The 20649-nt window shown below is 50.0% G+C and carries 13 protein-coding genes; 4 read left to right on the top strand and 9 right to left on the bottom strand.

Annotated elements, in window-relative coordinates; all coding sequences use genetic code 11:
* Positions 1 to 97: 97 nt before the first annotated feature.
* Positions 98 to 2053 (top strand): DNA mismatch repair endonuclease MutL, encoded by a 1956-nt coding sequence (gene mutL / locus B3A20_RS07375; RefSeq protein WP_290763232.1) that lies wholly within the window; start codon positions 98 to 100, stop codon positions 2051 to 2053.
* On the opposite strand, the gene B3A20_RS07370 is transcribed toward mutL, so the two are convergent.
* From B3A20_RS07370 to B3A20_RS07355, 4 genes are all read right to left on the bottom strand, one after another.
* Positions 2015 to 3181, bottom strand: a complete 1167-nt coding sequence (locus tag B3A20_RS07370) for a lipid-A-disaccharide synthase (protein ID WP_290763230.1) — start codon at positions 3179 to 3181, stop codon at positions 2015 to 2017. The two genes, mutL and B3A20_RS07370, sit on opposite strands and share 39 nt — an antisense overlap.
* Positions 3168 to 7025, bottom strand: coding sequence for a DNA polymerase III subunit alpha (locus B3A20_RS07365; RefSeq protein WP_290763229.1), 3858 nt, complete (start codon positions 7023 to 7025; stop codon positions 3168 to 3170). Before B3A20_RS07365 ends, B3A20_RS07370 begins: the two co-directional genes overlap by 14 nt.
* 113 nt (positions 7026 to 7138) lie before the next feature.
* Positions 7139 to 8116, bottom strand: a complete 978-nt coding sequence (locus tag B3A20_RS07360; RefSeq protein ID WP_290763227.1) for a glycosyltransferase family 2 protein — start codon at positions 8114 to 8116, stop codon at positions 7139 to 7141.
* A gap of 76 nt (positions 8117 to 8192) precedes the next feature.
* Positions 8193 to 10865, bottom strand: a complete 2673-nt coding sequence (locus tag B3A20_RS07355) for a LamG-like jellyroll fold domain-containing protein (protein WP_290763225.1) — start codon at positions 10863 to 10865, stop codon at positions 8193 to 8195.
* Positions 10866 to 11110: 245 nt separating this feature from the next.
* On the opposite strand from B3A20_RS07355, the gene B3A20_RS07350 reads away from it, so the two are divergent.
* From B3A20_RS07350 to B3A20_RS07340, 3 genes are all read left to right on the top strand, one after another.
* Positions 11111 to 12052 (top strand): lysylphosphatidylglycerol synthase transmembrane domain-containing protein, encoded by a 942-nt coding sequence (locus B3A20_RS07350; RefSeq protein ID WP_290763223.1) that lies wholly within the window; start codon positions 11111 to 11113, stop codon positions 12050 to 12052.
* 96 nt (positions 12053 to 12148) lie between these two features.
* A complete protein-coding gene (locus B3A20_RS07345) occupies positions 12149 to 13948 on the top strand; it encodes a hypothetical protein (RefSeq protein ID WP_290763221.1) in 1800 nt (599 codons plus the stop codon).
* Positions 13949 to 14111: 163 nt separating this feature from the next.
* Positions 14112 to 14474: a hypothetical protein gene (locus tag B3A20_RS07340; RefSeq protein ID WP_290763220.1), complete on the top strand. Its 363-nt coding sequence runs from the start codon at positions 14112 to 14114 to the stop codon at positions 14472 to 14474.
* A gap of 117 nt (positions 14475 to 14591) precedes the next feature.
* Here the strand turns inward: B3A20_RS07340 and B3A20_RS07335 are convergent, their stop codons facing one another.
* From B3A20_RS07335 to B3A20_RS07315, 5 genes are all read right to left on the bottom strand, one after another.
* Positions 14592 to 15230 (bottom strand): hypothetical protein, encoded by a 639-nt coding sequence (locus tag B3A20_RS07335; RefSeq protein ID WP_073423419.1) that lies wholly within the window; start codon positions 15228 to 15230, stop codon positions 14592 to 14594.
* Between the two features lie 102 nt (positions 15231 to 15332).
* Positions 15333 to 16142: a glutamate racemase gene (gene murI, locus B3A20_RS07330; protein ID WP_290763218.1), complete on the bottom strand. Its 810-nt coding sequence runs from the start codon at positions 16140 to 16142 to the stop codon at positions 15333 to 15335.
* Entirely contained in the window at positions 16126 to 18339 is a 2214-nt protein-coding gene (locus tag B3A20_RS07325) for a UvrD-helicase domain-containing protein (protein ID WP_290763217.1), read from the bottom strand. Before B3A20_RS07325 ends, murI begins: the two co-directional genes overlap by 17 nt.
* Before the next feature lie 151 nt (positions 18340 to 18490).
* The gene (locus B3A20_RS07320) at positions 18491 to 19501 is read right to left on the bottom strand and encodes a lysylphosphatidylglycerol synthase transmembrane domain-containing protein (RefSeq protein ID WP_290763216.1); all 1011 of its coding nucleotides are present in this window, start codon (positions 19499 to 19501) and stop codon (positions 18491 to 18493) included.
* A complete protein-coding gene (locus B3A20_RS07315; RefSeq protein WP_290763215.1) occupies positions 19498 to 20643 on the bottom strand; it encodes a glycosyltransferase family 4 protein in 1146 nt (381 codons plus the stop codon). Before B3A20_RS07315 ends, B3A20_RS07320 begins: the two co-directional genes overlap by 4 nt.
* Positions 20644 to 20649: the final 6 nt, after the last annotated feature.

Here is a 20649-nt window from a genome sequence, read left to right as displayed (position 1 = left end):
CTCACCTCACTTGTTCATAAAAATTCATTAGCTATATTTATAATATAGCAATCAAATATTAGAAAATATATACAAAGAGCTACATATAAAAGCGAAAATGGCTGAAATTCACCTTTTATCCGATGAAATCATCAATAAAATTGCTGCTGGCGAGGTCATTGAGCGCCCGGCATCGGCTGTCAAGGAACTTATAGAAAACGCAATTGACGCCGGAGCAACCCGAATTCAAGTCCAGATTGAACAAGGTGGAAAGAAAAAAATCCAGGTCACAGACAACGGTAAGGGCATGGGGGCCGCCGATTTGGACCTGTGCTACCTCCGCCACACTACATCCAAACTAACAAACGCAGACGACTTATTCCACCTCCAGACAAACGGTTTCCGCGGTGAAGCAGTCGCCTCCATCGCAGCCGTTTCGAAGCTGACCATCACTAGCGCCACGCAAGAAGGCGAAAGTGGCCGCATCGTCGTAAAGGGTGGTGAAGTTATTGAAAAAGAAGATGTCCAGGCGAGCCGCGGCACCACATTCCTCGTCGAAGACCTGTTCTACAACACTCCTGTGCGCCGCACGTTCCTCGGCAGTGAAACGTCCGAATGCTCCCGCATTTTAGACATCGTATTAAAGACCGCCATTTCGCACCCGGAAATTCGCTTTGACTATAAAGTAGGCGATAGAACGGTCTTTACCGGCGTTCCCGGAGAACTCCGCAGCCGCATCGCTGAAGCTATTGGTTCAAAGGTCGCCAAAAGTTTGCTCCCTGTCGATTACACCGAAGCAGGCGTCCATGTGACAGGCTACATCTCGCCCACGACCGAAACAAACGGCAAACGCAACCACCAGTTCCTTTTCATGAGGAACCGCCCCATTGAAAACAAGATGGTGAGCAAGGCTGTTTCGCAAGCTTACGAGCCGTATGGAGCGCAGTGCAAGCCCGTAACGGTACTGTTCTTGGACATGCCGGACATGGAATTCGACATCAACGTGCACCCAGCCAAACGTGAAGTCCGTTTTGCGAACGGGAACTTGGTGTTCCTAGTCGTCACGCACGCCATCCGCGATACATTTACTAAGGATTTAGAAGCAAACTCCCCCTTCATCGACTTGAGCGATGAATTTATGGGAAAGCAGGCACCATCTGTGCAGCCATCGTCTGCGACTTCGGCAACGACTATGCCCGAAGCACCGGTTTTCGAAACACCCGCGCAACCGACATTCGCTACACAGACCCAGCCGCAAAACGACTTGCCGTGGGAAAATCCCTTCGCAAAAAGGGATTATGCAGGCATAACCCCGGCAAATGCATCGGCAAATAAACCGTACGCAAAGCCCGCAAGTGCCGCGAATACGCTTTCGGACAAAAAGTCTAAATACGACGTAAGCGACGACGTTCAGGACCTCTTTTCGCTCCCCGAATACGGCAAGATTATTTCGCTGGAACCCGACCACAGTAAGCCCGCTCCGCCTCCCGAGACGCCGTGGGCGCCGCCCTCGTTCTTCCAGATTGCAAACACCTACATCGCCGGCGAAGATTCCAATGGTCTCTTGATTATCGACCAGCATGCCGCCCACACGCGAGTGCTCTTTGAACAAGCGATGGAATCGCTCCAGAACAACATCATGCAAGATAGCCAGGAACTTCTGTTCCCGGAACTCATCGACCTTTCCAAGCAAGAGAAAGAAATCTTCCGAAACGTCGATGAGCAACTGCGCAAGCTCGGATTCTTCGTCGAGCCGTTCGGAGGCGACACCTACCAGATTCGCTCGATTCCAAGCGCTCTCCCACTTTCGCGTGCCGCCAAAGCGGTTCACGATTTCCTAAATGATGTCGACGAAAACGACACCAAGAATGACATGGTTAAGTTCCAGGAAGCGATTGCAAAATCCTGGGCAAAGACGAACGCTTACCAGGCGGGTGACAAGCTCAAGCCCGAAGAAATCACGGCGCTCGTAAGCCAGCTCATGATTACGCAGGATCCGCTCAAGTCCCCGTTCGGGAGTCCGACGCTCATGCGCTTAACGCTTGAGGAACTGAGCAAGAAATTCAGACACTAGCTCGCTAGATGTCTTACCGACATCCAGAGCCTTGCGGAGACGGAGGGCGATTTCGTCTGCAGTGCCAATGTCTTGCTGGAACAAAGCATCGACAATGGCATCGGTCATACGGTCGTTCAGCTTATGGCGAATGATAAATTCCGGAGTCACGCCGCAACCAAAAATCGCATTCGGGAGCGACAGAAATTCGGACTTGACCATGAACTTGCCCATCGCGTACGTGAGAAAATCCGGCACAATGCAGGCCGCAAACGGAATACCAGCGCACGCCATTTCGAGCGTACTTGTACCAAACGAGGTTAGCGCGGCCGAATAGCTTGAATAAAAATTCAAACGTTCGCTGATTAACTTAGGCGCCACGACGACTTTTAGCCAACTCGGCAAGCGTCCTTCGTAAAGCGATTCCAGAGCCACCAGAAGCGGCACTTCCAAATGCTCGCGCGAAGCAACGACGATTACGTCCGGTAGTGGTCCCGAATTGCGATCCGCCCACACATTGCGATACCTTTCGGCAACAGTCACAAACGAAGGCAAGTTACGAAGTGCACTATCACGGCGGCTTCCCGGCAAAAGCAAAATATCAGAACGCGGCTCGACCTGGTCATAGACCCAGCTTGCAATCGGATGCTTGATACGGGCCGTTTCGACACCCATCTGCTTATACGCCTGGGCCTCAATATCGAAGAACACCGCCAAGCGTATATTGTGAGCCTGCTTAAAAAGGCTAGCCCGCTTGGACTTCCAGGCCCAAATTTGCGGAGGCGCCACATAAAGCATGGGCTTTCCCCACTTTTTAGCAAGGCGCGCAAGCTTCATGTTAAAACCAGGGTAGTCAATCGCCACAATGCCAAGGCATTTCTTGGATTCAGCGGCATCGCTCAAGACTTCAAAAACGTTCTTTAACGAGAAATACTTCGGCACCACATCGCCCACGCCCGAAACCGGGAGTTCGTTATAGTCCCACAAGGGCTGTAACCCTTTCTCCTGCATCAACGGACCGCCCAAGCCAATGACTTTAAAGCCCTGCTGTACAGCCGTCGACACCATCTCGGCGCCAATCATGTCGCCGGAATCCTCCCCTGCACAGAAGAGGATATAAGGAGAATTTTCTTCGTTAACGTTTTGCACGATTCGATACCCAAACCTTCAGAGCGCCTAATTCTGTCTTAAGCCACTGCAACAATTCCTGAGTATATACAACTTTACATTTTTTTAGGACAACGACATGTTCAAATCCGGAATCTGCCTCCAAATGGAACACCATTTGGCACCCATGGCAGTACTCATCGGCCAAATTGGTCTTCATTTCGACATCTAGCTTGTCCAAAAATTCATCTGTCAGCATGCCGACAGTGAAATTTGCATGGATGTAATCCACCATGTCGCAACGCACGCGGTCAAGCTGAATCACTTCTTCGACGATAATCTGGTAGCCATCGCGGTCGCGCTGCTGTTCCAAGACACCCTTCACAAGCACGCGGTCATCGACAGAAACCGTATCGCGCAAGCGTTCCCAGACGTCCTTCTTGAAGAACATTTCGATTTCACCCTGGAAATCCTGGATAGCGCCAGAGCCAATCGTATCACCGCGCTTTGTTTCAATGGAACGCATGCGGATAACGACACCGCCCACGACGACCGTATCGCCCACATAGCGGGTGATTTCATCTTCCGAGAGCGAGCAGCTCGTAAATCCCTGTAATTCCGGGCGGAACTCGTCAAGCGGATGCCCCGAGAGGAAAAGCCCGAGCACGCTGCGCTCCTTGTTGAGCATTTCCATCGCGGTCCAATCTTCGGCTTCTTCCAGAACTTCGGCGGTATTCGGCATGGCGGCAGCACCGCCCAGATCAAACAGCGAGACCTGGCCCTTGGCCTTGTCTTCCTGACTGCGCAAGGCGACTTCCAAAGCTCGGTCCACAGTAGCCATCAATACGGCGCGGCTTCCTGGCAAATCGTCCAAGGCGCCAGCCATAATTAGGCATTCCAAGACCTTCTTGTTGAGCGGCGGGCGTTTTTCTGGCTGCGCCGCCTGGTATTCCGTCACGCGCTTGCAAAAATCAAAGATGTCCTTGTAGATGCCACGGCGTTCGCGTTCTGCAACCACGTCTTCGACAACAGCGATACCCACGTTGCGGATACCCGCAAGACCGTAAAGAATTTGTCCCTTCGTGTTCGCCGAGAACACGCCCAAAGACGTGTTGATGTTCGGCGATAACACCTGAATCCCGAGTCGCTTACATTCCAGAATGATGGTCACCGTATCTTCGGTCTTACCCATCTTGGAGGTCATGGAGGCCGCCATGTATTCTGGGCCGTAATGCGTCTTGAGGTACGCCGTCTGGTAAGCCACGTAAGCATAAGCGGCTGCATGGCTCTTGTTAAAAGCGTATCCGCAGAACGGGAGCACGGCGTCCCAGACCTTCTGGATCATCGCCTTGTCGTAGCCCTTGTCCAAGCACTTCTGGAAGAATTCCGGCTCGAGTTTCGCCATCTTTTCCGGCATCTTTTTCGCCATGATACGGCGGATGTTGTCAGCGCCACCCAGCGAGTAGCCACCCAAAATCTGGGCAAGCTTCATCACCTGTTCCTGGTACACGATAACGCCGTACGTTTCGCCAAGCACCTGTTCCAAGTCCGGATGGTAGCAGTCAATTTCTTCCTTGCCGTTCTTACGGGCAATGAAGTGCGGAATCTGGTCAATCGGCCCCGGTCGGTACAGGGCGTTCATAGCGATAAGGTCAAAGATTCGGGTCGGCTTCAGTTCGCGCAGGTACTTCTGCATACCCGGAGATTCGAACTGGAACACCGTCGTCGTAAGGCCCTTGCCCAAAAGTTCGAACGTCGCCTTGTCATCAATCGGAATCTTGTTCATCACAAGCTTGATGTTGCGGTTCTGTTCGACCATTCGCACCGTGTCCTGAATGATGGACAAGTTGATAAGCCCAAGGAAGTCCATCTTCAAAAGTCCGATGTCTTCGGCGTAGTGCTTATCGTACATCACCACCGGCGTATCTTCCGGGGCAGCACGGTACAAAGGAGCAAGGTTATAAATCGGGGTCGGCGTAATCACCACGCCGCAAGCGTGCACGCCCGTCTGGCGCGGCAAATCTTCAAGTCTTTTAGCAACGTCCCAAAGGTTCTGGTAACTAGCGCGGCTGTTGATCATCGCCTGCAAAGGTTCCGGGCTGTAACCGTCTTCGAGGTTGTTGCCCTTCTTGTCTTTACCCGTCCAGGCCTGCTTTAAGCTAAAGTTCAACGTGCGCTGCGGGAAGAGCTTCGTAATGGCCTTCGCTTCGGCAGGCGGAATCCCGAGCACGCGCGCAACGTCCGTAATCACCGCCTTCGACTTGAGCATACCGTAGGTAATAATCTGGCCCACGCACTCCTTGCCGTACTTGTCCGTCACGTACTGGATCACGCGGCCGCGGTCACGGTCTGCAAAGTCCGTATCGATATCCGGCATGGACACACGTTCCGGGTTTAGGAATCGTTCAAAAAGGAGGTCGAAAGTGAGCGGGTCAATGTCGGTAATACCGATAATGTAAGTGACCAAGGATCCAGCAGCAGAACCACGCCCCGGGCCCACGGGAATGCCATGTTCACGGGACCAGTTAATGAAGTCCCACACAATGAGCAAGTAGCCCGCAACGTTCATGTTACGGATACAGTTAAGCTCCTTGTACATGCGCTTGCCCACGTTCGTTTCGTGAGCCGGGAACTTAAAATCTTCGTCGGGGAATCGCCACTTCAAGCGTTCATTGCAAAGGTGCGTGATATAGATGTCGGCATCACCCCCGGGTTTGCACCAACGGTGGATGTTCTTGTTCCAAGCCTTGTTGTCATCTTCATCAAAGAATTCCGGCTGCGAGAGGCGGTCGATTTCTGCATTGTCCGCATCGGTCAGCGCATCTTCGGCAATGCCTTTTTCGGCACAGTAATTTGCCTTGACCTTCTTTTTGCGGTCCTTGATGACGCCCTTGAGTTCTCGTTCGCGGACGACCGGATATTCCGCATCGTATTCCGCCTTCATAATCGCCTTGATGCTCTGGTATTCCTCGGAAGCGAGGAATTCATCAGGAATCTTGAAACGCGGCCAGAACTCATCACCGATACCGGTTTTCACGGTAAAGTTACAGCGTTCGGCAATTTTCACCGTATTTTCGATGGCGCCCGGGATATGCCCGAACAGATCCACCATCTCTTTCTCGGTGCGGAAATAGAACTTTTCCGTCGGGAAGCGCTTGTCTTCAAAACCGTTCAGCGTGACCTTAAGCGAGATGCAGCGCAGAATCTTGTGCGATGTGGCGTCTTCGGGCTTAATGTAATGGACATCGCCCACGGCAACGACTTCACGACCGTACTTTTTCGCCAGTTCCACGTTGAATTCGTTCACGTGCTTTTGCTGCGGAATCCCGTTATCGCAAACCGAAATGTACAAGTGGTCGTGGTCAAAAATCTCGTTTAAGCGGTCCATGTATTCGAGCGCAAGAGAATCCCTGCCCGAAGCCACATTCTGGCCGTAACGGCTAAAATAATCGCCCGCAATGGCGATAATGCCTTCCTTAAATTCATTAATCGTCTCGAGCGGCACGGACGGAATTTCTGCCCAACGATCCCCGTCTTCGTAACGGTAACTCACAATGCGCAACAGGTTGTAATAGCCCTTTTCGTTCTCGACAAGGAGCGTCAATCGTTCAAATGTTGTCGGATCCTTCTGGCTTGCACTCGGCGTATCCACGTAAATGTGGCAGCCATAAACAGTCTTGACCGGCGGGAGGCCCTGTTCCTTGCGCTTTTTGTTCAGTTCCTTGCCACGCGTCTGGATTTCAAGAATACCAAACATGGCACCATGGTCCGTCAAAGCAACAGCAGGTGCGTTTTCTGCTGCGGCTGCCGCCAAAATATCATCAAGACGGGCCGAAGCCTGCAAAATCGAAAATTCAGAATGAGTCTGTAAATGAACGAACGCCATGCCTGCAATTTAGTAAATAGAGCACCTTCGGTGCAGTTACTAGTTATTAGTTGGTAGTTACTAGAATATCTTGACATGAAATTCTCTAGCAACTAGTAACTTAGAACTCTTAACTACATATTCTGCAAGGGATACTTGGCGAGAATTTCGCGGACTTTTCCCGTTACGTTCCCATATTTGCGTTCGTACTGTTTGCGAACAGCCCATTCCTTCGGGAATGCAAGCAAAGCCTGTAGCCAGGCCTGCGCAAGCGCCTTGCAAATAGCGACTTTCGAGAGCTTTTTCCCATCGCCAGACTGGCCGGGAACACCGCCCTTTGCCATGTTCAGGTATCGCACAAAACCGCGTACCGGGAGCATCAGGATACTCCTCAACGGCAATAGGCGAATCGCTGAACGCAAACGGTTTCGTTCGGAATAAAATAATTTTTTCGGGGAATAGCGCACCGTCGTCAGGGAGCGTTCATGGTAGACCCTCGCAGCAGGGCAAAAGACGGTCTTGAAACCCGCTAGATTGAACCTGAAAAACCATTCCGTCTCTTCAAAGAACAAGAAGAAGCTATCATCCATCTTGCCCGCCGCCTGTGCAGCCGCCTTGCGGAAACTCATCACGGCACCATAGCAGCCAAAGACGTCCTTCTCGCGGATATCCGCATCAGCGACGTTCTTGCCGCTACCTTCATTTTTTGCAAAAAGGTCCGCCCCAAGCTGCACGCCCACAGCATTCACAAATCCGCTCTTTTCCATCACAAGGCTTGCCACAGCCCCCGCCTCCGGGTGGCGTTCAAAGCACTCAAGCAAGTTTTCCGCCCAAGCTGGGTCGAATTCCAGATCCATGTTGCAAAGCACCTGAATCTCGGAATCCATCTGCGCCAAAAGCCCATTACAGGCGCCCGCATAACCCAAATTGTCGGGGCTCTCGGTAATGGAACAATCTAGTCCCGAGTCCCTCAAAAGTTCAATTGAATTATCGGTCGAAGCGTTATCAAAAACAAAAACCCGAATCGGTCTTGATTGCGCTTTCAAGCTCTTGACACATTCCGTAAGTTCCGATCCACTATTGTAATTGATAATTCCAACGTCTATTAGCATAAACTATCCAAAAAAAAGAAGGGCTCCCGAAAATAGAGGAGACCCTTCAAATATACATTAAACCAAGAGTAAGCGATTACTGTTCGTAGAAACGGATGTAATCGATTTCACCGACAAAGAAACGATCGTGAATAGCCTGATTCATGGCATCATAACCAATACCGATGTTGTAGCCCAGCTGAGAGACATCGCCCTTTGTTGCAGCCTTGGCAGTTACTTCGCCATTTTGGAACACCTTGATGGAATCAGCGCTGCGTTCTACGCGAATCGTAGTCCATTCATCAAGAGCAAGCTTCTTTCCATAAAGAGAATTCCAAGTAGAGCCATCCGTATTTTCATCGCGGAAATAAGCATCGAGTACACCATCATCGAGGCGGATAATCCAGCCATCGCCGCGGTATCCAGGAGGTTCTGCCACGATGATGTTCTGCATTCCGCCAAACTTTGTCGGCTTTACACGGGCTTCAACGGCAAAGGTATTGCGAGCGAAAGTCGGAGAAAGAGAAACCTGCAAGCCAGATTTGCCATCGAGCTTGAGTGTCGTATCTTTAACAACCGGGGCCCCGACGTGGAACTTCGTAGAATTGTTAGACATAGCATCAAGTCCCACAAAGGTCGGTTCGTTAAATTCCCAAGCGACGAGCGGCTTCACTTCGGTCAAGGAGGCATCATTAATATCGGAGAAACCTTCAAACTTGCCAAAGCGGATATAATCCATTTCACCAATGAAGTAGCGGTTGTGGAAAGCCTGGTTCATGGCATCGTAGCCAATACCCCAATCATAACGCATCTGGGTCAAGTCACCCTTATAGGCAACAGAAACCGTCAGTACGCCATCCTGGAAGACCTTGAGAGAATCATTGCTGCGTTCAACACGGACCGTGCTCCATTCACCGAGAGCCATCTTCTTGCCCGGGAAAATGTTCCAGTCATCGTAATCCTTATCGGTATCACGCAAGTGGACTCTCAAAACACCTTCGTCAATGCGGAGCTGCCAGCCATCAACGCCTCTTCCAGGAGGTTCAGCAACGATGATGTTCTGCATCGTGCCAAACTGCGTCGGCTTTACACGGGCTTCAACCACAAATTCGTTGATGTTGATATCATTTGCAAGAGCCACAGAGAATCCAGACTTGCCATTGAAACCAGCGATACCGTCAAGAGCGACAACCGCACCTTCACCAATCTTTGCCGTGTGACCATTTCCTGTGAAATCACGACCGACATTTTCGGCATCATTGAATTCCCAAGCCGCAATCCAGTCGCCTTCGACTTCAGAAACAGGCTTTTCGACAACTGCAGCCGTATCAACAACATCTTCGACAGGCTTTTCTTCGACCGGATTCTGTTCTTCCGGCTTCATCTCTTCAACATCCTTCTTTACAGTGTCGGCCTTCGTCGTATCGACCACAGGAACAACTTCAACAGGAACACTTTCAAGATTTTCGCCAAAGCGGATGTAGTCAATTTCGCCATCAAAGTAACGCTGATGAACAGCCTGGTTCATAGCATCATAGCCAAGGCCCCAGTTATAAGTCAAGTCGCTTACATCGCCCTTGAACTTAACAGTTTTCATCAAAGTGTCATTGATAAAGAAGCTGACTTCGTCACCGAGGCGTTCAACACGGGCAACCGTCCATTCGTTCATCGGAACAGAGGCGATTTCGAATTCAGACCAACCCGTTCCATTGGCTTCGTCACGGATATTGAAATACAGCTTTCCGTAGCCGAGGCGGAAGATCCAGCCATCGCCATAACGTCCAGGAGGTTCAGAAACCAAGATGTTATTGAAGCGCGAAGAGCTAGCCGGTTTAAAGCGAGATTCGATGACGAAATCGTTAATCTTGAAGTCCGGAGTCAACGGCACGCTAAAGCCAGACTTGCCATCGAATTTGGCAGCACCATCGGCGACGGTAACAGCGCCTTCGCCAATAACAGCCGTATGGCCGTTTCCAGAGAAATCGCGACCGACATTAGAAGCATCATTGAATTCCCAAGCGGCAATCCAGTCGCGGCCACCGAGCGTCGTGTTCGTCTCATCAGGAACAACTTCGCTGCTAGAAGATTCAACAGGAACAACATAAATATCATAGGTGTGTTCAACGCGGATGACTGCAATACGGCCTTTGCCAACTTCATCTTCTGTCGTATCGGAACCAATGGTCAAATTCCCCTCAGAATTTCCCAAATGAACATTATGCTGATAGGCGCCGACAATTTCGCCATTCACAATAAGCACGCTCAAAGAGTCCACATGTTCCAGTCGAACATCGTTCCATTCCCCTAAATGGATACCTTTTTCGGCCTTAAGGACGTTCCAATCTCCTTCTTGATTTTCACGCCACTTTAAAACAACTTCGCCATTTTCGACCTGCAGCTTCCATGCCGAGCCATTGCTACCGATACCCGCAGACGCAATGGTATAGACATCAGACGATTCCACTGCGACGTCAGCCTCAATGGCGAAGTTTTCCCCTTCCTTTAAAACAGACTCCACAGAAGCCGAAACCGGTTCCTGTGCAGTTGCCGTGGTATCCATTTCCCACTGATCCACGACAGAGTGGGTGCAGCGGGAAAGCTTCACTTTTGCAGCATTGAAGCTCGTATTCGAAGCGACGACTCCGCCACCCACATTAACAGTGCCTTCAACATCACTTGCAATGGGCGATGAAGAATCCGATTCCGAGCACCCCGCCAACACTCCAAACGAGGCTAACGCGGCAACTGAAGCAAATTTCTTAAGTTTCATAGTTTCTCCTTTCTTGGTACTAAGAAAATAACTATTTCTCAGTTTAAAACAATACATTTTGGAATATTTTATTAAAAAAATCCCACTTTTTTGTGACAGAATATGGCAATTTGTATCATCAGAATACACCAAGTATCATGAGAGTACAAATTGTATCATGAAAGCACAGCAAAGGCCCCTTTTTTGCGTGCGCAATTTCCGACAACTTTCACAATGACTTGCGTAAAATGCTATAATATAAAGCAATGGCAAGCGATAAGACAAATAAAAAAGTTTTAATTAAGCGTATCATCCAATTACTCGTAAGTGTGGGCGGTTTCGCCTATATTTTCCATAAAATTCCATTCAGCGAAGTTGCCAGCAATTGGAACGCCGACATGACGCCATGGATTATCGCGATGCTAGTCGCAGCGACTCTCGTCATGGCAATACAGGCAAACCGTTGGAAGGGACTTTCGGTCCAAGGCCCGGAAATCCCGTTCAAGACGTACTACGCCTACACAGCCATGGGTTACTTCTTCAATAACCTATTGCCTACCGGCTTTGGCGGCGATGCCGTCAAGTCGCTCGCCTTCGGGAAAAACTTCAACCAGACCAGCCAATCCGTCTCGGCTGTACTAATCGCCCGCATCCAGGGATTGCTTGCGATGTTCCTCTGCTTTTTTATCGCGCTCCCCTTCGCCATGAGCAAAGTCGATATTCCGTGGGCCTACACTCTAGTCATGGCAGTAGCAAGCCTCGCCTGCATCGTTTTCATTTCGCTCTGCCTTTTTTCAGATAAAATTCCAGTCCCGCAGGCAATAGCAAACAAACTATCATTCATTCCCAAAATTCAAAAAAGCCTTTCCATTTACAGAAAGCACAAGAAACAAATTTTGCTTTCTTCGCTAGATTCCCTCTGGCTACAACTCCTGACCTTGTTCATCGCCTATGCGTATTTCAGGGCCGTCGACGTCAACATTGACATAAGCATCCTCGTGGTTTTCACAAGCATAACCATAGTCGTCTCGATGCTTCCCATTTCATTAAACGGCATCGGCATTCGCGAGGGGACGCAAGTCGCATTATTCACAGGAATTCTAGGAATCCCGGCTCCAGTCGTTTTGTCTGCAGGATTGTTAGGTTATATACCATTACTTTTTCAGGCCGCACAAGGTGCAGTTGTACTTTTGGCCCACAAAAAATAACCTGTTCTTAGCGACTAAAATAAAATCTTCCCCATTTACTCTAGTTCTGTAAGAAAAAATTTGTATATTATCTCCACAAAAAGAAGGAGAGTTTATATGAGAAAGGCCAAGAAACTGGTCACCCTAGCCATTGGAGCATGTTCATTCCTGATGGGATGTTCCGACAGCAACCCCACTTTGGCGCAACCAGCCGAAACACCGACCACCCCCACATTTAGCGCATTTAGTTGCCAAGAAGTCACAGACGCTGCAGTTTCAGCCCAGTTAGAGAGTGCAAAATCAAGCATCAAGGATATTTTAGAAGAATTGGGCGACAACAATCTCAAGAACGCTCAAGCTATTAGTGCACAGACCAAGAGCACATTCAAGTCCGTTTTGGACAAATACCCCGCAAACTGCGAAGCGCAACTCGGTTACGCCTTGAGCATCATCACCGACTTGATGAACAACACCCAAATCAAGGCTTTCGTCGATACAGTCACCAACAAGGTGAATCTTGCCGACATGGATGTGAACGATTTCAACCGACTCATGATTGCAGGTAACGGAAAGCACCTTACGACCATGGGCCAAGAAGCCATGGCAGCAGCTATTCCGTCTTTGGATTCTGCAATTATTTACTTGAAGAACATCGTCGGTGACGACAACTTTGTTTGCCATTACAATATTGAAGACAGGACATTCGAGCTCGACCGCGGTGAATTTGCACCAGCACTTGCCACCATGTTCGTTGCCAAGGCCGTTTTGACATTCGGTGCAAGCCTTAACATCGATATTTCCACAAATGGCAAATACGATTGGATGAACGATGTCGACAAATACGATGGCGATTCCAAGGTTTTTGCAGACCATATCATTTCCCTCATGGACAAGGGTAGCTCCTTCACGACCGTTTACGACAGTTGGAAACCACGCTATAGGGACATCCCGAACTTGCTGGATTCCGCCATTCAATTCGTAGAAGTCGGCCTCCAGTACGGCATCGACGAATCCAAGAACGGCATCAAGACTCAATTGAATGACCCGTACATTGTCGGTGATGACGAAATGTCCGACGTGAGTGCACGCGATTTCCAGAAAGCAATCGACTCTTTGGAACACTACCGCAAGGCACTCCATACCGGTGTTGAAATCACACTCCCGGCTGGCTCCAAGATTACGGTAAACATAGCCAAATTCTTCGAGATTACCGACGGCTGGCAAGATTACCTCCCCTACCACAAGTTCAATGACTACTCCGTTTGGAACATTCCTGCAGAAGGTTTCTATTGGGCACCGCAACTTTGGGGCGGAGACTCTTATGCCGAATTTGAAATCAACAAAGCCGTAAGAGCACAAATAGAAAAAAATACAAAAATCGATTACTTCTACGGTGACTTATATACACGTGGATATTCAGCGGGCACTGCGGAATACTGCGCTGATGCCAAAATCGGCGATCAATACAGCTATCAATGTTTCTTTGCCAAAGCCACCAATTGCACTGTCACTTTCGAAGCTACAGACAACTCCTATTACGACGATGATATTTCCATCTTAAAAGCCCTTGCTCCGGTAACTCTGAATTCATCCGTTTGCAAAATTCAAGATGGCGTTCAGGTGTTCGCAATCCCTAACGACGAATATATTCCTAACGTATTCTACTTTACCGACCCGGCAGGCAACAAGACAATCTCTATTCAAGGCTTGCTGAACGGAAAAGTTTCAGATGAAATTATAGCCAATGCAATAGAAACCAACAGAAAGGCAAAATTCTATAACTACACGCTTGATGAAATGCAGAACTTCATCTTCTTCCCCGATATCACCGTTGGCGGTGTTTTCCCGGGCATGACACAAGAAAAGTTCTGGCAAATTTTTAAGACAGAATCTCGCAGTAGCAGTATCGACTGGTAGTGAGAAGCTCAAAAAAATTTCCCTTGAAATTGGGCTTGCTGCAAATGCTTGCGCCCAACCGGGCGCTCCCCGCTTCGGTCATCAAAGGTCTCTCGTTCGCCTTTTTACAAAAGACTTTCCGCGTGGATGCCGACCTCAGTACAACAGAAACCTCGGCATCGACATGCGAACCGAAACAACGCGCCTCGCCACCATTAACACTTATAAAGAAAAGACATTCAGAGAATTGAGCGCCATCGGAACAGTCTTGTCCCTCGAATGCGAAATCCGTAAAGAAGGGGCCGTAAACCTAGCACTCGTGTACGGTGTTTCACAAATCATCCCGTTCTACATCGACTACAAAGACCAGAATTCTAACAAGAGCGCAGCCGCGGGAGATGGCACAAGCCCAACGCAACATCACGGCAGCGGCACTCCGGGGGCTCAAGGCGACAAAGACAAAGCTGGTTCCCTAGAAGGTGGACTCTCCAACTTGCTCTTCCGCAACGGCTTCGCCACGCACCTCGGCATTTCCGTCAGGTTCTAGTCCCCGATCTGGTCGGGGATGACAAGAAAAGAATCGTCGGGGAAGACAAAGCAAGGACCTGTAAGCATACGAAAAAGGCCCGCGCATCCGCGGGCCATTTCACATTCTGTAAAAGAATTATTCCTCAGCGAGGGCTTCCTTGTATTCATCGACGGTAGCGATATACTCGTCAATCATATCCTGCTTGGAATCCAGGTGAGCGAGAATCTTTTCGAGATGTTCCTTGGAGAACACGGTCTTGAGCTGGCGGGAGGCATGGCCCTTGTAACCCCATTCCTTGAGGATTTCGTCGGTCACCACGAAGGAATCGTCGAGGGAAACAAAACGCATCGGACCGTAGACAGCCCAGTTGTGTTCCATCTGCATGCATTCCGGTTCTTCCATTTCTGGGTTTGCCATGTAGCGCTGCACGTGACGGGTGCGCACGTCCTTGATCTTATCGATACGCATGTAACCCATGATGAGGTACTTGTTGCGCATTTCGGAATCGCTCAAGCCTTCGTAGCGGGTACCGAAAAGAATGTAACGGCTCTTGCTCTTCACAATCGTGTTGATAGCCTTCACATTGTAGCAGCTCATCAGACCATAGGTGCTGGTTTCATAGTTCGGTTCGTAAAGAAAACCCTTTTCATTTTCATTCAGCTGGTCGCGGACAGGCATTTCGGACTGATGGCTAGTTTCGACATAAAGCAGGCTACCCGCCATGTTGCCACGGTAGTCTTGCCAACCTTCGAGATTGATCTGTGTTTTCGGCATTTTATAAATCCACTCAAATAGTTTAAAGTTCGAAAATTAAAACGAGTACAAGCGGACCGAGTACGGTTCGTCAGTAACAATTATCAAAATACAATTTACTTATTAAAAAGTCAACGACTCCGCCGAAATATTCTCCATTCCAAAGCGAAAAGCGCCTTTTTTGAAGAATTCTGCGGTATCGGTCGTCAAATAACGCACGGAACCGCCCTTCGAAAGCCGATTTTCCATGTCCACATGGCGCCTGAGGTAGTCCAAAGTCTTGTCGGCGACGATATCGCCCTGGACCACCAAGCGGACGTGCGGTGGAAGTGCGGCCCGAATTTCTTCTTCGAGGAGCGGGTAATGCGTGCAAGCCAGCAAAACGGTATCGATTTCGGGGTCAGCCGCGAGCAGCTGGTCCACGTCCTTTTTCACGAAGAACCGGGCGCCCTCGGTCCCGCGTTCGCCGTATTCCACAAGCGGCACCCACATCGGGCAGGCATGCTGAGTCACCTTCAAGTTCGGGAAAAAGTGACTGATTTCAAGAACGTAGCTGTTCGAAGAGACCGTCCCCGCGGTGGCAAAAATGCCGATATGCCCCGTCTTCGTGAAGTTCCCGATTTCTTCGGCGGTCGGGCGGACAATGCCCAAGACGCGACGGTCTGGGAACTCGACCGGGAGCACCTGTTGCTGGATGCTGCGGAGCGCCTTTGCCGACGCCGTGTTGCAAGCGAGAATCACCAGCGGGCATCCACGATGGAAAAGTTCGCGCACGGACTGAAGCGTGTAACGGTAAATAGTCTCGAAACTGCGGGAGCCATACGGCGCACGGGCGTTGTCGCCCAGGTACAGGTAATCGTACTGCGGGAGCACGTGGCGGAGCTTCTGCAAAATCGTGAGCCCGCCAAAACCAGAATCAAAGACGCCGATCATAAGCTTCTTCCATCATTTTACGGACATACGGGAGCAGTTCGTGGCGCGGGTCCATTTCATCGCCACCGTGAGTTTTCTTGAATTCAACCGTATCTATCGGTTCGAGAATCTTAATGTTGACCGGGTGATGCTTGGAATCCTTGCGGTGTTCCCAGAGCAAGTCAGAACCTCGAGTCACCATCGGTAGTATAATTGCGTTCGCCTCGACGGCAAGTCTAAAGCAACCGCTCTTGAAAGCGACCATGCCATCGCGCTTGCTGCGGGTACCTTCCGGGAAAACGAAGAGTCTCGGCATCTTGCCCGACTGGATAGCCTTTTGGATAATCGCGGCGCCGCCGCCTTTTTCGCGGTCGATAAAGACGCAACCGAGCTTGTGCATCCAGAAGTTCAGAATCGGGATGCGCTGCAACTGCGTCTTAGCGATAAAGCCCACGGTACGCTGCAAGGCCAAAAACGCAAGCGGGATATCCAGATACGAACGGTGGTTGCCCATCACGAACACCGGGCGAGTCCAGTCCACTTTCGCAAGTTGCGCCTGGTCTTCAATCGTCAAGTCCACACGCAAGACCTTCATGCAGAAGCGGGAAAATACCTGCACCTTTTCTTCAAGCCATGGATCCAGGTCTTTGCGACGGAAAATGTACATGAATGCAATCTTGAAAATATATTCGAGCATAAACGCAAAAATTCTTGCCGCTCCATATATTCTAAATAACATAACTGGCATATTACACTCTGTTTTTGAATTTTCCCTGGGCAAAAAACGAGACCGTTTGAGTTTCGTCAGGCGCCCTTTCCAATATCTACGTTTGCAATATAGCAAAACCAAAAAAGATTCAGCCCGCGTGACCCCGACGTAAAACAATCGGCGTTCCTCATCGAGCTGTTTTTTGCGCTGTTCTCGCGAACCCTTGCACTCTCCCGGCGTGAGTCCCTCGGACATCCCCGCATAATAGACCACCGCATACTGGAGCCCCTTGGACGCATGGACCGTTTCCACATGGATTCCATTTTCAAGGACTTCGCCCTCCCCCTCTACGTTACCCGCCTCCGACACGACCGTCCCTGCGATCGGGAGATGCGCATCGCGAAGCGCTTCTTCGTAATATAGGCGTTGCCTATTATAGCGCACGAGGATTGCAAAGTTTTTCCATTGGAGGTCATAACTTTCGCGGAGCAACTTGATGCTCGTGATGATTTTTTGCATTTCTTCGACAGGGTCTTCACTCACCCAGATTTCGGGTTCACGGTTTTCCTTAAAAATCGGCGAGCCACCCGAGCCATTCATATTACCCGCACGCAAGACCTTCCGCAAGTGGATAGGCTTGTTTTCAAAAATGCGGTTAGAAAAATGTAAAATGTTCGCGACCGAACGGTAATTCCATTCCAAGCGAATCAGAGAGCTCTCCTTGAAGTCATCACGGAAACGGTTGATGTTCCCGATGTCGGCGCCACGGAATCCGTAAATGGCCTGGTCATCATCGCCCACAACAAACAGCGACTTGCGCGCGCCCAGCAACGCTTTGACGAGTCGGTACTGCGACGGATTGATGTCCTGGTATTCATCGACGAGAATTTCGGTCCATTGATTTTGGAAATATGCGCGCGCCGTCTCGTGATTTTCGAGCAAGTTTATCGCCTGGTAGATGAGGTCTTCGAAGACGACTTGACCCGATTCCAAGATGCGATTGCGCAATGGCTCGAGTTTTTTAAGGAGCTTCGCGGGATGGGCATCCGAGAAAAGCTCTTCGCGAGAAAAGCGGAATTTTCGACCGCCGACTTTCGCGAGTTCCTGCATAAAAGTCTTGTCCGCCGATTCCGTCGGGACCGGCATTTTCTTGAATCCGACAAGTTCGTACGCAAAGCAAAAACCACAAGAGTCCGACGCCGGGACTTTCGACTTGAGGATAAACAGCGCAAGCGAGTGGAACGTGCAGAGTCGCACGCCCGCATTCGGGAAGAGCTTTTGCACACGTTCCCGCATTTCGGCAGCCGCCTTTGCCGTAAACGTGAGCGCCAAGATTTTCTCCGGTTCAACGCCCGACATAATCCGGTACTGGATTCGCTTGGTCAAGACCGAGGTCTTTCCCGAGCCAGCCCCTGCAAGAATTAAAAGTTGTCCGTTCTTTTCATGATCGTGGAGTACCGCCGCACGTTGGTCGGAGTTCAGCCCAACCAAAAGACTTTCTACATCCATATTCTTTAATAGCCGACTCAAATTGCATGGACACCATCGCTGTCATGCCCGCCACCGAGCGGGCATCTCCATTTCAATTATTTCAGCTTTTTAGCGTTCCTTTTTAACGCTGGTTCATATAGCAAAGGATATAAGCAACGGATATAGCAAACTATTGAGCGTTCTTTGCGAATTCTGACGGTACGGGCTTCTGCCCCACCAAAAAAGCGACCGCGCCAAACAAGCTCAAAATCAAACTTACAAAATAAGCGAGCAACTGAATCACAACTGATTCAAGTCCAGGCACGCCAGCACGCGCAAAAAGCGACTGTGCCAAAAATTCACGCGGACCAAAACCGCCAATCGAAATCGGAAGCGCACTCACAATAGCGACAAGCGGGATGTAATAGAAATACCAAGACATCGAGAGGTTCACGCCCACAGCAATTCCGCAGAAAAAGTGCACAAAGATGCGGAGCGACTGAGTGACCGTCGAAAGGCAAACGATGTTCACCCAAAGTTTCTTGGAGCGGAACTTCTGGAAACGTTCAAACATGCGCAACAAGCGTGTCTCGATTTTTTCGGGCAACACCTTCCCTGCCATGCGGCAAAAGAACTTGCCAATGCGACGGCTCAAAAGCCCTGCAAACATCACGCAAAAGCCCATAAAAATCCAAACCGACGGCCACATGAACGCCCGCTGTTCAGGATCGTGAATAAAGAACAAGGCGCCCACGCCAAGAGCAAACAACGTGATAAAGAAAAGTCCAAACAAGCGGTCAAACACCGTCGCCGTAAAGCCAGCACCAACTGTATCTTGCCCGCCCTGCACGCGGATATCGTAAACTTTCTTGACATCACCGCCGACGTTTCCCGGCATGAAGTTGTTGAAGAAGAGCCCCACGTGATAAAGCTTGAGGAGCCTGCCGTACTTGAGGCGAACGCCCTGCTTTTCGAGCAAGAGCTTCCACTGAAGGCAAGCTGTAAAGTTCGAAACCGCGAGGCAAAGGAGTGCGAGCACAAGCGGGAAAACGCTGTTTTTCTTGAACAAGTTATAGAGGTCGCCAACATCCCATTCCGGGTCGCTCACAATGTTACGATAGACAAAGTAAGCAGGAACAAGCGTTACCACCAGTTTCAAACAAAAAATAAGTACAGATTTTATCTTCGGATTCAACTTCATTTTCGTACGCCACCCTCAACCGTACGTTGCAACAACTCTAGAGTTTCGCGAGCAGAATTTTCCCAACTGAACGTAAGCGCATAACGTTTTGCATTCTGACCAAGAGCCGCGCGCAATCCTGCATCGCCATAAATTTTTTCCATTGCCAATGCACACGCGGCCGCATCTCCCGACGGGAACAGAATTCCCGTCTCGCCGTCACGGACGCTATCGCAGAGTCCCGGCACATCCGACGCAATCGTCGTCTTGCAGAGCTGCGCCGCTTCCATCACCGTGAGGCCCCAGCCTTCCTTGTAGCTCGTCTGCAACAGCGCAAGCGAAGACGAAAGCAGTTCATACTTGCGGGCCGCAGGCACAAAGCCCGTCAAAACCACCTTGCCATCCAGGCCATGCGACTTGATCCAGGCCGGGAGCTTTTTCAAAAGCGGGCCATCGCCCACAACGTACAGCTTGACTTCCGGGTGCAACTTCGAAAATTTTTCAAACGCTTCAAGCGCCGTCCAAATTCCCTTGTAACGGTGCACGCGCGAAAGCCAGATGAAATAAGGGTTCGCGGCATTCATCGCAGGATTCGTCATAATCTCACAAGAATCCGCGCACTCCGCAACTTTAGGTTTTTCCGACCCATTGTAAATCACGGAAATTTGACTTTCGTCAACGCCAATTTCGGCAAGTTCTTTCTTGGTACTCGGACTCACCACTACAAAATTCTGCATGCGGTAAAAGAACGGAATAATCCGCTCAAAGAACCAGACCATAAACGCAATCGGGAAAATCGCTTCAGCAAAAATCGACTTCCGCCACAAGTGATGCATCTGCACCAGGAGCGGCTTGCGGACGAACCAGTGGGCAAAGACCGGTAACTTGTTCAAATCTTCAACAACAACGTCAAAGTTGAATTCGCGGTCAAGCTTTTTCAGATTCAGCGCTACCGTGAGCTGGAACATCAAATCGCCACCCTTGCGGATGACCTGAATTCCATCGACAACTTCGCGTTCTTTGGCTCCCGGAAATGTCGTCGTAAACAGGACCACCGTGTGGCCCATTTCTACAATCTTTCCGAAAATGCGATGCAAATGCTTTTCGGCGCCGCCGGCAGCCGGATGCATGCGATCCCGGTAATTTACGACGAGAATTTTCAAGCAATC

It is taken from the genome of Fibrobacter sp. UBA4297 (assembly GCF_002394865.1).
Classification (GTDB): domain Bacteria; phylum Fibrobacterota; class Fibrobacteria; order Fibrobacterales; family Fibrobacteraceae; genus Fibrobacter.
Note: the sequence above shows the minus strand (reverse complement) of the source record. Positions and strands in the feature narration are given on the sequence as shown.

What these genes read in the sequence shown, in the direction of transcription:
- B3A20_RS07325 (WP_290763217.1), bottom strand. Translation starts at nt 18,339, where the DNA reads ATGGATGTAGAAAGTCTTTTGGTTGGGCTGAACTCCGACCAACGTGCG.
- B3A20_RS07320 (WP_290763216.1), bottom strand. Translation starts at nt 19,501, where the DNA reads ATGAAGTTGAATCCGAAGATAAAATCTGTACTTATTTTTTGTTTGAAA.
- B3A20_RS07335 (WP_073423419.1), bottom strand. Translation starts at nt 15,230, where the DNA reads ATGCCGAAAACACAGATCAATCTCGAAGGTTGGCAAGACTACCGTGGC.
- B3A20_RS07355 (WP_290763225.1), bottom strand. Translation starts at nt 10,865, where the DNA reads ATGAAACTTAAGAAATTTGCTTCAGTTGCCGCGTTAGCCTCGTTTGGA.
- B3A20_RS07340 (WP_290763220.1), top strand. Translation starts at nt 14,112, where the DNA reads ATGCGAACCGAAACAACGCGCCTCGCCACCATTAACACTTATAAAGAA.
- B3A20_RS07360 (WP_290763227.1), bottom strand. Translation starts at nt 8,116, where the DNA reads ATGCTAATAGACGTTGGAATTATCAATTACAATAGTGGATCGGAACTT.
- B3A20_RS07350 (WP_290763223.1), top strand. Translation starts at nt 11,111, where the DNA reads ATGGCAAGCGATAAGACAAATAAAAAAGTTTTAATTAAGCGTATCATC.
- mutL (WP_290763232.1), top strand. Translation starts at nt 98, where the DNA reads ATGGCTGAAATTCACCTTTTATCCGATGAAATCATCAATAAAATTGCT.
- murI (WP_290763218.1), bottom strand. Translation starts at nt 16,142, where the DNA reads ATGATCGGCGTCTTTGATTCTGGTTTTGGCGGGCTCACGATTTTGCAG.
- B3A20_RS07345 (WP_290763221.1), top strand. Translation starts at nt 12,149, where the DNA reads ATGAGAAAGGCCAAGAAACTGGTCACCCTAGCCATTGGAGCATGTTCA.
- B3A20_RS07365 (WP_290763229.1), bottom strand. Translation starts at nt 7,025, where the DNA reads ATGGCGTTCGTTCATTTACAGACTCATTCTGAATTTTCGATTTTGCAG.